Genomic DNA, 13,388 nt, shown 5'->3' on the forward strand with positions numbered 1-13,388 from the left:
TCACGCGCTAGGATTCCGGAAAACGTAATGCCGGGACAGCAAGTAGTTGGACACCAGCGCCGCCGCCGTGCCCGCCAGGTAGGGCAGCAGCAGCCCCTGTTCGACGCCAGCGGCCGTGATCCAGGCCAGGAACACGGCATAGTTCACGCCGCAGCCCAGGCTCTGCACGCCCAGGTAGCGCAGACCCTCCGGCCCCGGCCGCGCGCTGGAACCGAAGGTGAACCAGCGGTTGCCGGCCCAGGTGACGCCGACCGCCGCCAGGAAGGCCAGCAGTCGCGCCAGCCACCAGGCCTTGCCGACGCCTTGTGCCAGCAGGAAGAATACCGCGGCATCGACGATGAATCCGGCACCGCCCACCAGAAAGAATCTCAGGAATGCCATTGACGGACCGATCGAAGACGCAGCGCACAGTATCGCCCGCCCTGGCGTGACGGAATACCCGTCCGGACACACGGCGCCATCCGCCGGAAGACCCTTGCTCCCATGACATCCTCCGCCCCCGGCCGCACCCTGGCCCTGCTGGTCGCCATGCTGATGATGGCCGTCGCCCTGGCCCGTTCGGCACCGAGCTCCTTCGAGCGCCTGTCGCAAGCCGACCTGTCCAACCCCGACAGCTACTACAACCTCGTGGTGCTGCAGGACCGTACGCCGGAGCACGGCCACCGCTTCGTCGCGCGCGACAATGCGCCCTACGGCAGCTGGGTCCACTGGACCGAGCCCTACACCTGGACGCTGTGGCAGTTGCACCGGCCGCTGCGGGCCGCCGGCCTGGCCGAGGAGCTGGCGTTGCGCTATGCCGGCGCCGCACTGAGCCTGCTCGGCATGCTGGCACTGGCACTGTTCACCGCGCTGGCGGTGTCGTCCACCGGCACGCGCCGCACCGCCATGATCAGCGGCCTGGCACTGGCGGCCTGCATCCCGCTGCATGCCTACGGCAACATGCTGCAGATCACCCATCACATCTTCATGCTGGCGCCGCTGGCCGCGGCGGCGGCCTGCCTGCTGCGCCGCTCGTCCCTGCCGCGGCCGGGGCTGGACCTGCTGGGCGGCGCCTTGCTGGCACTGGGCTGGTGGATCTCGCCAGAGGCGATGCCCTTCGTGGTGGGGCTGGTGTACCTGCGCATCGCCGCGCGCCTGCAGGGAACCGCGCCGGCACTGTGGTGGCTGGCGCCCGGCTTGTTCGGACTGACGCTGCTGGCATGGTGGCTGGACCCGCCGCCGCCCACCTTCCCGGCCTGGACGCTGGACCGCATGAGCCTGGCCTGGCTGCTGCTGGCCGGCCTGCTGGCGGCGATGCCCCTGGCGGCGGAAGCCTGCCTGCGGCGCGGCCTGTCGCTGGGCCGCAGCTTCGCGCTGATGATCGCCGTGTCGCTGGGGGCCCTGCTGGCCTGGGTGCTGGCGGTCCCCGAGGTGCGCGCGGGGCCGGCCGGCCTGATCCCGGCGGAACTGCGGACGCTGTGGTGGAACCAGATCATCGAACTGCAGACCGCGCATCGGCCGCACCAGTGGATGGCCTACCTGGGCCTGCCGCTGGCCGGTGCCCTGGCCGCCGGTTATCGCGCCTGGCGCGAGCGCAGCCTGTGGATCGCGGCGCTGGCCTGCATGTCCCTGGCCTATGGCCTGCTGGGCGTGTGGCACCTGCGCATGGGCGCGGCCGCGGGCGTGGCCGGCGCACTGGCCTACGGCATCGGGCTGGCCGGGCTGCGCGGCTTCGGCGACGTGGACGAGACACTGCCGCGGCGCAGCCAGCTGCGCGTCTTCCTGCTAACGCTGTTCCCCGCGCTGCAACTCACCGCGACCGTGGGCCTGGCCTCGCTGTGGCCACCTCCGGCGCAGGAGAAGCACTGCAGCCTCGCCAGCGTCGCCCCGACACTGCAGCAGATTCCGCAGGCAACCTTCCTGGCGCCGGTATTCAGCGGCTCGGAGCTGCTCTACCGCACGCATCACCGCATCATCACCGGCCCCTACCACCACAACGTGGAGGGCCTGCTCGACAATTACCGCGCCTGGCTCTACACCGGCACCGACCAGCCGCCGGAGATATTCGCCCGGCGCAGTGTCGGCTACGTGCTGGGCTGCACCTACTATCAGAATGAACTGCGGGGCAGCGAGGGCCATCGCACGCTGATGGAGCGCGTGGCCGATGGCGACACCCCGCCCTGGCTGCAGGCCCAGCCCTGGCCGGCCGGCACCGAAACCGAGTGGCGCCTGTACCGCGTCCAGCCGCCTGCCTCCTCGTCCTCCGCCGCCGGGGAGCCTCGGCCATGACCACGTACGCGATCGGCGACGTACAGGGCTGCTATGACCCGCTGCGCCGGCTGCTGGAGCGCCTGCGCTTCGACCCGGCACAGGACCGCCTGATCTTCCTCGGTGACCTGGTCAATCGCGGGCCGCAGTCGCTGGAAGTGCTGCGCCTGGTGCGCTCGCTGGGCGACCGCGCCATCAGCGTGCTGGGCAACCACGACCTGCACCTGTTGGCGGTGGCCGCGCGCGGAGAAAAAGCCAGCCGCAAGGACACGTTCCAGGACGTGCTGGAAGCGCCCGACCGCGAGGAGTTGCTGGCCTGGCTCAGCCGCTGCCCGCTGGCCTACGACGATCCGCAGACCGGCGTGCTGGCCGTGCATGCCGGTGTCGCCCCGCAATGGACCCGCCTCGAGGCGCTGGCGCTGGCGGCAGAAGGCTCGGCCTGCATCGCCGGCCCCGATGCCGGCGGGTTCTACGCCCACATGTACGGCGACGATCCCGACCAGTGGCGCGACAGCCTCAAGGGCTGGAAGCGCCTGCGCTTCATCGTCAACTGCTTCACGCGCATCCGCTACTGCGACGCCGAAGGGCGGATCGACACCCGGCACAAGGGCGCGCCCGGCAGCCAGCCGGCACAGCTGCATCCCTGGTTCGAGGTGCCGGGACGCCGAACGGCGACAGACCGCATCGTCTTCGGCCACTGGTCCACGCTGGGCAAGCTGAGCTGGAGCGACGGCAAGGCCCTGGGCCTGGACACCGGCTGCGTCTGGGGCGGCCGGCTGACGGCGATGGACCTGCAGACCGGCGAGCCAAGCGGCTGCGAGTGCCCGGCGGCGCAGAAGCCCGGGGCCGGCAGCTAGAGTCGATGCAAACCCTGTTCCCGCCGGCCGGCGGGCTACCGCTTTGCCGCTGCTTTCTCTACTCTGGCCACGAACGCCGCCCCGTCCTTCCATCAGCCAATCCGGCCCGCTGGAAGGGCATGCAGTGCAAAGCGGTCCAGGGCCATGCATGCTCACTGGGCGGCCCTGTATCCGCGGGCGTGACCACTACGCACGGTACGGATGAGCACTATGTTCAAGATGGACAGACAACGCGGAGCGACAGCGGTCGAGTATGCGCTCGTGTTCCCGGTGTTCTTCCTGCTGTTCTACGGCATGCTGAGCTACGGCCTGATCTTCCTGATGCGCCTGAATCTTCAGCATTCGGCCGAGGAAGGCGCGCGCGCCGCCCTGCGCCACCAGCGCCTGCCCAGCGGCAACACCGAAAGCCCGGCCCCCTCGCAGCTCGAACTGCGACGCCGCCAGGCCGAGGTGGTCGCCACCCGGCACAGCAGCTGGATCAATACCTGGAAACCCGGGCTGCTGCAGATCCAGGCCAAGATCTGCCCGGCCGACGCCGCCATCGACAACGCCGCCCAATGCCCGCCAGGCTCCAATGCCTCGAACTGTGACGTATTGCCCGGTTGCCAGGTCGTGGTGACGATGAGCTACCCCTATGCCGCCCACGTCAACGGCCCGGCGCTGCCGCCGCTGCCAGGCTTTGGCCTGCTGATCCCCAACTACCTGACCGCCCAGGCCCGCAGCCTGCTGGACGGCAAGGCGCTGGACCTGTGAAGCGCCCCGCCGACCGTTCCCGGCAGCAGGGCGCCGCGGCGATGGAATTCGCCCTGGTGCTGCCGGTGTTCCTGCTGATCCTCTACGGACTGATCACCTTTGGCGCCGCGTTCTACACGCAGCTGGCCATCTCGCGCGCGGCGGAAGACGGCGCGCGCGCGGCGATCCAGCCCGGCATCACCGACGCCATGATCAAGAGCGAGGTGATCAATTCGCTGGCCACCTCGTCGATCGCGCCGCGGGCCCACAACGCCAACTTCACCTCGCGCCGCGACTGGCTGAATACCCAAGTCAAGCCCTCGCGCGTGATCGTCGTGCGCAACACCGCCTGCAATGGCGCCGGCAGCTCCGGCTCCGTCAGCATCACGGTCGACTTCCCTTACGACAACGCTGCCGGTACCCGCATCCTTCCTTCCATCACGATACCGGCGGTAGGCGATATCGACGGGTGGATGCCCAAGAAGCTCGTGAGCTGCGCCACGGCCCAGATCTGATACGAGAGAGGTCCATCGTGCCACGCCCATCCATCACCGCCCTTTCGCCCTCGGCCCGCCAGCAACGCGGCTCCATCGCCATCTTCGCGGCGCTGGGCCTGAGCCTGGCGGTGATCCTGCTGTCGATCGCCGACATGGGCTTCCTGTACTTCTACAAGCGCGAATACCAGAAGGCCGCGGACCTCGCCGCCATGGCTGGCGCCCGCAGCCTGCACTTGAGCTGCAACACCGCGCGCACCACCGGCTCCACCAATGCCCTGCAGAACCTGGGCAACAAGCGCCACAACGCCCCGGTGATCGAGTGCGGCCACTGGGACGGCCGCCGTGACCAGGCCTTCGACCCGACCGCCGCGACGGAAGACCTGAACGCGGTCCGCGCCACCATCTCCGGCGTGCCGCCGCGCTTCCTGCCCTTCATCCAGAGCCACACGCTGACCGCCAGCGCCATCGCCATCGCCAACCAGCCGCTGGCGCAGCTGCGCATCCGCAGCACGCTGGCCACGGTCAATCCCGGCCAGGGCACGGTGTTGAACGCCGTGGTCGGCGGCCTGCTGGGCGGCAGCCTCAACCTCAGCGCCGGCGCCTGGGACGGACTGGTCCATACCGATCTCAACCTGCTGAACTATCTCGACGCGCTGGCCATCAACCTGGGCCTGAGCGCGGGCGACTACGACAGCGTGCTCAACACCCAGGTATCGGTGGGCACCCTGCTGGGCGTAGCCGCCACGGCGCTACAACAGGGCGGCGGCAGCGGCGGCACCGCCAACGTCAATGCCGCCCTGCTCGGCCTGCAGAACCTGGTCGGCGCCAACCTGCCGGGCCTGCAACCGCTGGTGCGCCTGGGCGACCTGCTCAACGTCCAGACCGGCACGCCGGAGTCCGGCCTCGACGTGGGCCTGAACCTGTTCCAGCTGGTCCAGGGCAGCGTGCAGCTGGCCAACAAGAACTGCGTGGCCTGCGCCAACCTGCCGATCAACCTGCCCGGCGTCGCCGGCGCCAACGTGCGCGTGCGGGTCATCGAATCGCCGCAACTGTCCGCCATCGGCAACCCGGAGCGCGCCCGCCTCGCCCCGCTGGGCGCCGACCGCATCTACGTGCGCACCGCCCAGGTGCGCACGCTGATCTCGGTGGATTTGCCAGCGAGTTTGGGCACTACCCTCAATGGTCTGCTGAACAACAGCTTGGTCTCGGCCCTGACCAATACAGTCAATGACCTGCTTTCGCTGAACCTAGCTCAGGTGCTGTCCTGTCTGTTAGCTTGCGACGACACACGAGAAATCATCGATATCCAGGTGCTGCCGACGCCCAGGCTGGATATCAATATCGACGCCGGCGGTGGACGCGCGTACGTCAACGACTACTCCTGCGCTAACGAGCCGGACAAGTCGCTGTCTGTTCCTACCACAACCGCTGCCGCAGAAATCCGCATCGGCAAGATGGGCACCACGGCCTCCGATGCCGCAACCAAGGTCTTTTCTTCCAGCAGCGCCCCGAGTGTCGAACCCGTTCCGATCCTCGACATCGGAACCAAGACAGCCCACATCAAGTGCACTTTGTTGCTTCTGTGCACAACGACCTACCAGACCGCCACCGGCACATGGACCAGCAATATCGCCCTCGCCAAGCGCAATGCCTTTGCCGGCGGAGGCATCGGTCTCAAGGCCGACCTGCCGGTGGCCAGCACCAGTACCACCCAGGTCTACACCCAGCCCCCGGCGGGTGGCCTACCGAAGATCGGTGAGGCCCCCGCTTACAAAAGCGTCACATCCACCAACATCGTTAGCAGCCTGCGCAACACTCTGCTGGGTCTGCAACTGCAGTTCTATCGGCCCACCAGCTCTGGCCTGGGCAATGGCCTGGGCAATGTCGTGTTCCTGGTCGGCAGCGTGATCAACGGCTTGGTGTCCGCGGTCATGACCGTGGTCAACGGCCTGCTGGGCCCGCTGCTGGACCCGCTGGTCAACCTGCTGCTGGAACAGCTGGGCGTGGACCTCAACAAGGTCGAGGTCGGCGCCAACCTGAGTTGCAGCGGTGGCGGGGCGTCGCTGGTCGATTGATGGCGCGGGGCTGGCGAGCGCCGTCACCCGAATGCGTTCGCCCTTCGACAGGCTCAGGGCGAACGGTTGGTCGGGCCTCTGCACACGCTGCCCCGGTCCTCGGCAACTGCTCCATGCGTTGCCCTACCTGCGGGCGTCCTGCCCTTGTCGGCAACTGCTCCGGCATTGCCCTCGCTCGGGCATCCCGCCCTCCCGCGAGGGGAGAGGGAGGAAGCTGCTTTGCCTTGATGGCTTGTGAGCTTGAATGAGCGCAGCGAATGCTTTTGATGTGCCGGGTTCCCTTCCAGTAGCGCCTGCCTGCGGATCGAGTCCAGGGTCGAGCCGGGCAGGAGCACGGCCGAGGGGCCTCAGGCCAGGGATGGCCTGTGGGCCCGACCCGTCGCACTCGATCACCAGGCCGCCGACGTAGCCGCCGGCATCCCCTCTTCGGCTCTCAACCGAAAGTCCGCCGCCCCTACCCTCGCCCCGCCTGCGGGCAGAGGCGGAACCCGCAACGGGTCAGCCATACATGGGTGACCCACAACAAAAAAGCCCCCGACTAGCGGGGGCTTTTCCTTGCAACCGTTACATCAGTGGCGCGGCTTGAACACCGGCTCTTCACCCGGCGCCAGTTCCTTCGGCTTGAGGATGAAGGACGCGATGGCCGGCAGCAGCACGATGGCGCCGATCATGTTCGTGGTGAACATGAAGACCAGCAGCTTGCCCATGTCGCGCTGGAACTGCAGGCCCGACCACAGCCAGGTCAGCACGCCCAGGCTCAGCGTGATGCCGGTGAAGATCACCGCCTTGCCGGTCAGCTTCAGCGTCTTGAGGTAGGCCTCGCGACTCTTGAAGCCGGCCGCCAGTGCGTCGGCATATGTGGCGTATACGTATATTCCGTAGTCCACGCCGACCCCGGCCGCCAATGCCACCACCGGCAGGATCGCCACCTTCATGCCGATGCCCAGGATCGTCATCACCGCGTAGGCCATCCACGACACCAGCGAGAGCGGCAGCATGATCGCCACCAGGCTCTGCCACTCGAAGAAGGACAGGAACACGCAGATGATGATGCCGGCGTAGACGACGTAGAGGATCGGCTTCTCAAGGCGGTGCACTTCCTCGTTGGTCGCCGCCATGACGCCTACGTTGCCGGAGGCCAGCGCGAAGTTGACCGGGCAGGCCTTGTCCATCGCCTTGTGCGCCTCGGCAGCGGCATCGGCCGCCTTGGTCAGCTCGATGACCTTCGGATTGGTGTCGATCTTCTCGTCGGTGAGCGTCTTGTCCTTCTTGCGCATCGCCTCGATGTGCTTCTCGCGGGCGATGCGGGTGCGGCCCGCGTCACGACGCTTCTCGAGTTTCTCGGCGCAGTAGCCCTCGTTGACGTCCTTGTTGACCTCGTAGAACTCGGCGGCATTTTCCTTGTTGAAGGTGCCGACCTCGTGAACGATGCGCTCCAGCGTGGAAGCACGATGGTTCTGGGTGAACACGAAGATCGCCAGGGCCGAGCAGTTGGAGTTCAACAGGCCGGACGAGGTCGGGATCGGGGTGATCGCCTGCACCATGGTGTACTGGTTGCGCGGCAGCACTTTGAACTTCGGGGTGGCTTCCGAGAACGCGGCGTTGACCTGGCGAGCCGCCCAGGGCAGCGACAGGATCGACTGCACGCCCTCGGTGTTCTCCATGCGCCAGCCGAAGCGATCCACCTGGTCCATCATGTCATGGCGGACGCAGGCCTCCGCGTCCATCTCGGCGATCACCTTCATGATGTCGGTGCCGATCGCGAAGTTGCGGCCGATGGCATTGGTGTCCTGGTTGTAGCGCGAATCCGGCAGCAGCTCCGGCACGCCGTCCTGGCTGTCGCCGACCTGCAGGCCTTCACCCTTCCAGAAGCTCCAGCCGTACAGCGCGGCCGCGGCCAGGATGGCGATGATCGCCGGGGTCGGGCGCACGACATTGGAGATGAACTCCCAGATCGGGTCCAGCACGCTGTCGCGCTGCTCCTGCTTCTGGCGGAAGGCTTCCGGATCGCCGATGTCGATCCAGGTCAGCCAGATCGGCATCATGATCTTGTTGGTGACCAGGATCGCGAACATGCCCAGCGAGGCATTGAGCGCCATCTCGCGGATGATGTCGATGGGAATCACCGCGATCAGCGCGAAGCCCACGAAGCCGGTCATGATCGCCATGGTTCCGTACACCGCCAGGCGACGCCAGGTGTAGAGCGAGGCGTCGAAGCTGTTGCGCTTGAACAGCGTGATCTCGCCGACCCAGGCGTTGACGTACTGCACGCCATGCGACACCGAGATCGCGATGATCAGGAACGGCACCAGGATCGCGAAGGGATCCAGGCCCTTGCCGGCCATCTGCAGCAGGCCGAACTCCCAGATCACGGCGGTGACGGCGCACACCAGTGGCAGGACGGCCAGCTTCATCGAGCCGGTGTAGAGCCACAGCAGCAGGAAGGTCATGAACAGCGTCAGGATCAGGAACAGCACCACCTGCATGGTGGCGTCGATCACGTCGCCCACGACCTTGGCGAAGCCGATGACGTGGACGTTGATGTCCGGGTTGTACTGTGGGTTGTCGATGAACTCGACGGCCACGTCGCTGCCCTTGACCTTGATCCTGTCGGGTGCCGAGCCGTCATCCTTGGCCGGACCGTTGACCTCGAAGGTCTCCAGGCGCAGCTTCCAGCCCAGGTCGACGAAGCCTTCGCCCACCACGGCACCGGCCGCCAGGCCGTCCTGCGCCGCCTTGAGCTTGTAGACGTACTTCTTCGGGTTGGTGAAGCGGCCGCGAATCTTGTCTTCCAGCAGCTTGGAGACCACGGCGTAGTCCAGCTTCTCGCCGGTGACCGGATCCACCTCGAGCAACTCGGAGTAGATCATCGCGCCGTTCTGGCTCTTGGTGGTGTAGCGGCCGACATGGCCGCCCTTGCCGACGTTGGCGCGCACCAGGGCGAACATCTCGGGGTTGGGCGCGTACTCGGCGGGGATCACGTTGCCGCCGGCGAAGCCGCCCTCCACCACCTCGATGTAGCGCACGTCCGGCGTGAACAGCGAGGACACGCGCGAGCGGTCGATGCCGGGCAGGAAGAACACTTCGTCGGTGGCGGTCTTCAGCGAGGTCAGGAAGGCCTCGTTGTACATGTCGCCCTTGCCGTCCTTCTGGATCAGCGCCACCAGCACGGTGTTGGCGCCGCCGAACTCGGCCATGTACTGCTTGAGCACCTGCATGTACTGGTGCTCGAGCGGGATCGACTTGTCGAAGCCGGCGTCGCGGCGGATGTGGCCGGCTTCCCAGGCGAACCATACGGTCAGCACCAGCAGGATGCCCATGGTGAGCTTGCGGCGCGCGTAGATCAGCGGCTCGATGGCCGCGAGGATCTTCTGCGTCGTCGTCGGCTTGTGGTTTTCTTCGGTCATTTTAAGAATTCCTGGTCGGGACGCGACGCTTACTGGAGCTTCACGCGCTGCACACCCGACTCGCCGACGGCGAGCAGGCTGGCGTCGCTGGCGACGATGACGCCGGACAGCGGGGTGCCGGCGTCGGTACGCAGGCTGCGCACGTTGCCGCCGTTGGCATCAATCAGCAGTACCGCGCCGTTGAGGCCCACCATGGCCACGCCGCCGCCCGGCAGGGCAGCGCCGCCGAACATGGAGGCCACCGTGCCGGTGTCGACCTTGGTCCAGTTGCCGGCCGCCGGATCGGCGGAGACGTAGACGTTGCCGCGCAGGCCGAACAGCACCGCGCCCTTGTCGCCGACCGGCACCGCGCCGAACAGCGAGCTCTCGTAGGGAGCCGTCAGCTTGTTCCAGGTGGCGCCACCGTCGCTGGACAGCGCGAGGGTGCCCTGCTCGCCGGAGATCAGCAGGTTGCCATTGTTGAGGCGGGTGATGGCATTGAAGTGCAGCTCGTCCTCGCGGATCGGGGACTGCACCTCGGCCCAGTTCTGGCCGCCGTCGGAGGTTTCGTAGAACAGGCCGTAGGCGCCCACCGCGAAGCCGCGGCTGGCGTCGAGGAACAGCACGTCGAGCAGCGGCTTCTCCAGCTGCGGCTGGAAGTTTTGCAGGGTCCAGGTCTTGCCGCCGTCCTTGGTGTGCAGGATCACGGCGTCATGGCCCACGGCCCAGCCGTTCTCGGGGTCGGTGAAGGTCACGGCGGTGAGCGCGGAGCGCACCGGCACCTGGACCTGCGCCCAGTCCTTGCCGTTGGTGGACACCAGCACGTGGCCGCGGTCGCCGACCGCCACCAGGCGCTTGCCGGTGTTGGCCACGTCCAGCAGCATGGAGCGGCTTGCCAGCGGCATCAGCTCCGAGGGACGAGGCTTTACCGTAGGTGCGGCGGCCTCCTCGGCGGCTGGCGCCTCAGCGGCGTCGGCCGGGGCAGCGTCGGCGGCATCCTCTGCAGGAGCCTCCGCGGCGGTCTCGGCCGGTGCAGCGCCCTCGTCCTGGGCAATCGCGCTGATGGCCAGCGCGGCGAGCGTGGAACCGGCCAGCAGTCCCAGCAATTTCTTCTTATCGTGCTTCATGCTTCCCCTCGAATGGTGTCGCGCAGGGGAAAACTGCGCGCTATGGGTATTGGCCGCGCAAGTTTTTCACGTCGCCGCCAGCTTGGCCAGCTTTTTCAGCCGCCCGCACTGCAACAATTGCGCTTGACAGGAGCGGCCCTGCGCCCCCCGAAACGAAGCGGGCGGGGCTCGCGCAACGCGGCCCCGCCCGGTGGACATCGAAACCGCCCTCAGAACTGGTAGCCGAGGGACAGCATCAGGTTGTCGCGGTCACGCAGGGCGTCACGGTCGGCGCCGCCGGTGAACCAGGTGTAGCGGACCTCGCCGTTCCAGGTCGCCAGGTAGTCGAAGCGCACGCCCGAGATGATTTGCATGCGGCCATCGACGAAGTTCTGGCCCAGGCCCGGGGCGGTGCCTTCAACGTCGTGGAAGAAGGCATTCAGGAACTCCAGGTTGACGTTGGCAAACGCATCATCGAAGCGGGTGAGCGTGACGAGACGGTAGCCGTAGGAATACTCGGTGCCGAAGTTACCCTTCTTCTGGGCCGTGGGGTTCTGGCGCAGGCTGGCGGTGGTGGTGCTCGAGCTGGGGTCGTTGGGATCGCTGCGGACGTCGATCGGGTTGATGCCGAGGCTGCCGTCGGCGCCGCCGCTGATATGGGTGTCCACGCCGCCGCCCTGGAACTGCAGCTCGGACAGCTTGGGCATGTCCAGCACATGGGTCATGCCCATTTCCAGCAGCAGCGTGACCTGCGAGGCGCGTATCCAGTTGTCGCCGCCGATGGTCTTCAGGAAGGTAGTGCCGAGCTGGCCCACCTTCATGCGCTCGTAGCCGCGGATGTAATCGCCCGGATTGACGCTGACGCCGCGGTACTGCGAGATGAAATCCGGAACGGCGGTGCGGCGGCCCGGCAGGCGCAGGCCGCTGGTGATCACGAAATCCTCGGCCGGGAAGGCGGGCTGCAGTGCCGAGAAAATCAGGTCCGTGGTGTGGATCTGGATCGGCAGGTTCTCGCGGAAGGCATATTCGCCCGACCAGGCCACGTCACCCAGCGTGGTGTTGAAGGAGACGCCCCACAGACGGATGTTCTCGGGGTATTCCACCATCAGCCGCATCGAGTCCAGCGGCAGCGCTTCGCCACTGGCGGGGAAGAACGGACCCGCGCCGGCCAGCCCCGAGACGATGTTGATCGGGTTGATGCCGCAGGCCGCCGCCGTCTGCAGGAAGCCGGGGATGCCGCTGGCACCCGCCGGGATACAGGTGGCGTTCGCCGCGAAGGCCGACACGCTGGGCACGCGGCTGTGGTAGTTGGAGTAGTAGAGGCCGACCTCGGTGCCGTTGTTGAGGCCATCGAAGAAAAAGCGCAGGGCGGCGCCGTACTGCCCGCCATCATCCGGACGGCGTCGCTTCTCTTCGGCGAAGTCGCGCAGGACGGTGCGGCTGGAGGTGGAGCCCAGGATCGCCGCCGGATCGTCCGCGTTGCGCCAGGGTTCGTACAGCTGGTCCGGATCCTCCGGCGCCTTGCCGAAGGACAGCATGGCGTAGGTGCCGCCGTCGCCCAGGATGTCGGAGCTGGAGAAGAAGCTGCCGACCGGGTCGATGCGGATCGGCTTCCACTCGTACTGGTAGAAAGTCTCGAGGTTGACGCCCTCGAGCAGCTCCAGGTTCAGCACCGCCATGCCGGTGGGCTGGAACAGTTCCTTGACGTCGAAGCCCGGCAGGCGCAGCAGCGCCTGGTTGGGCGGATTGATGCTGTTGAGGCTGTTCAGCGCCAGGAAGCCACTCTCGCCCCAGTTGATGACCTGGTTGCCGACCTTGATCGCGGCCTGGCGATCGCCGATCTCGAAGGTACGGCTGACGAAGTAGTCCAGCATCTGGAACTTGTTGCCGATGCGCTTCTCTCCAGCCTCGGAGAACGGCGTCTTGCCCAGCTGCGCGGTGGTGTCCGGATGCTCGACGTCGTAATCGGAATAGTTCGCGTCGTAGAAGTACAGGCTGCGGGCGAAGACGTTGAAGTCGAACAGGTTGAAGCTCAGGTCCGTCGTCAGCTTGGCGGTGGCGTGGACCCAGTCGCCCTTGTCGAAATTCAGGTTGCCGTTGTCGCCGTTGGGGCTGGAGGCGCCCGGCTGCGTCAGGTAAAAGTTGTTGCGGTTGCCGAACTGCGCGTCCTCGACCGTGCCGGAGCAGGTATCGCCGGAGTAGCGACGATTGGCGCTGTCGTACGGGTCCGCGGTGGTGCGGCCGACGCAAAGGCCCGGGTTCAGGTTGCTGCGGCCGACCAGGCTGTTGTCGCGATCCTGCATGCGAAGGACGCCGCCGATCGAGATCAGGTTGTCGAGCTTGATGGCGGTGTCGCCGATGTCGAACTCGAAAGCCATTGCCGGTTCCGCGGCCAGCAGGCCGGCGGCAATGGCAATGGGCTGCAGCAGGAACGGCTTGCGCTGATGTACCGCTTTCATGGTGTCTCCCCGTATCGCACCGATGGCCC

General features: G+C 66.9%; 9 protein-coding genes. 5 read left to right on the forward strand and 4 right to left on the reverse strand.

The window, feature by feature from the left end:
- The gene (locus QT386_RS19770) at positions 1 to 381 is read right to left on the reverse strand and encodes a GtrA family protein (protein ID WP_289275478.1); all 381 of its coding nucleotides are present in this window, start codon (positions 379 to 381) and stop codon (positions 1 to 3) included.
- A 102-nt stretch (positions 382 to 483) separates the two neighbouring features.
- Here QT386_RS19770 and QT386_RS19775 point away from each other — a divergent pair, with 102 nt between their 5' ends.
- The 5 genes from QT386_RS19775 to QT386_RS19795 all read left to right on the forward strand — a co-directional run bounded on the left by QT386_RS19775 (position 484) and on the right by QT386_RS19795 (position 6,408).
- Positions 484 to 2,268, forward strand: a complete 1,785-nt coding sequence (locus tag QT386_RS19775) for a hypothetical protein (protein WP_289275479.1) — start codon at positions 484 to 486, stop codon at positions 2,266 to 2,268.
- A complete protein-coding gene (locus QT386_RS19780; RefSeq protein ID WP_289275480.1) occupies positions 2,265 to 3,104 on the forward strand; it encodes a symmetrical bis(5'-nucleosyl)-tetraphosphatase in 840 nt (279 codons plus the stop codon). The genes QT386_RS19775 and QT386_RS19780 overlap by 4 nt, the downstream gene beginning before the upstream one ends.
- Positions 3,105 to 3,323: 219 nt before the next feature.
- Positions 3,324 to 3,857, forward strand: a complete 534-nt coding sequence (locus tag QT386_RS19785) for a TadE/TadG family type IV pilus assembly protein (RefSeq protein WP_289275481.1) — start codon at positions 3,324 to 3,326, stop codon at positions 3,855 to 3,857.
- Positions 3,854 to 4,351 (forward strand): TadE/TadG family type IV pilus assembly protein, encoded by a 498-nt coding sequence (locus tag QT386_RS19790; RefSeq protein ID WP_289275482.1) that lies wholly within the window; start codon positions 3,854 to 3,856, stop codon positions 4,349 to 4,351. The genes QT386_RS19785 and QT386_RS19790 overlap by 4 nt, the downstream gene beginning before the upstream one ends.
- 17 nt (positions 4,352 to 4,368) lie before the next feature.
- Positions 4,369 to 6,408, forward strand: a complete 2,040-nt coding sequence (locus QT386_RS19795; protein ID WP_289275483.1) for a TadG family pilus assembly protein — start codon at positions 4,369 to 4,371, stop codon at positions 6,406 to 6,408.
- Positions 6,409 to 6,977: 569 nt separating this feature from the next.
- On the opposite strand, the gene QT386_RS19800 is transcribed toward QT386_RS19795, so the two are convergent.
- The 3 genes from QT386_RS19800 to QT386_RS19810 all read right to left on the reverse strand — a co-directional run bounded on the left by QT386_RS19800 (position 6,978) and on the right by QT386_RS19810 (position 13,359).
- Positions 6,978 to 9,815, reverse strand: a complete 2,838-nt coding sequence (locus tag QT386_RS19800) for an RND family transporter (protein ID WP_289275484.1) — start codon at positions 9,813 to 9,815, stop codon at positions 6,978 to 6,980.
- Positions 9,816 to 9,844: 29 nt separating this feature from the next.
- Positions 9,845 to 10,921 carry a YCF48-related protein gene (locus QT386_RS19805; RefSeq protein WP_289275485.1) on the reverse strand — a complete coding sequence of 359 codons (1,077 nt, stop codon included), beginning with the start codon at positions 10,919 to 10,921 and terminating at the stop codon, positions 9,845 to 9,847.
- Positions 10,922 to 11,130: 209 nt separating this feature from the next.
- The gene (locus tag QT386_RS19810; RefSeq protein WP_289275486.1) at positions 11,131 to 13,359 is read right to left on the reverse strand and encodes a DUF1302 domain-containing protein; all 2,229 of its coding nucleotides are present in this window, start codon (positions 13,357 to 13,359) and stop codon (positions 11,131 to 11,133) included.
- Between the last annotated feature and the right edge of the window lie 29 nt (positions 13,360 to 13,388).

Origin of the sequence: Solimonas sp. SE-A11 (assembly GCF_030345715.1) — a bacterium.
Taxonomy (GTDB): Bacteria; Pseudomonadota; Gammaproteobacteria; order Nevskiales; family Nevskiaceae; genus Solimonas_A.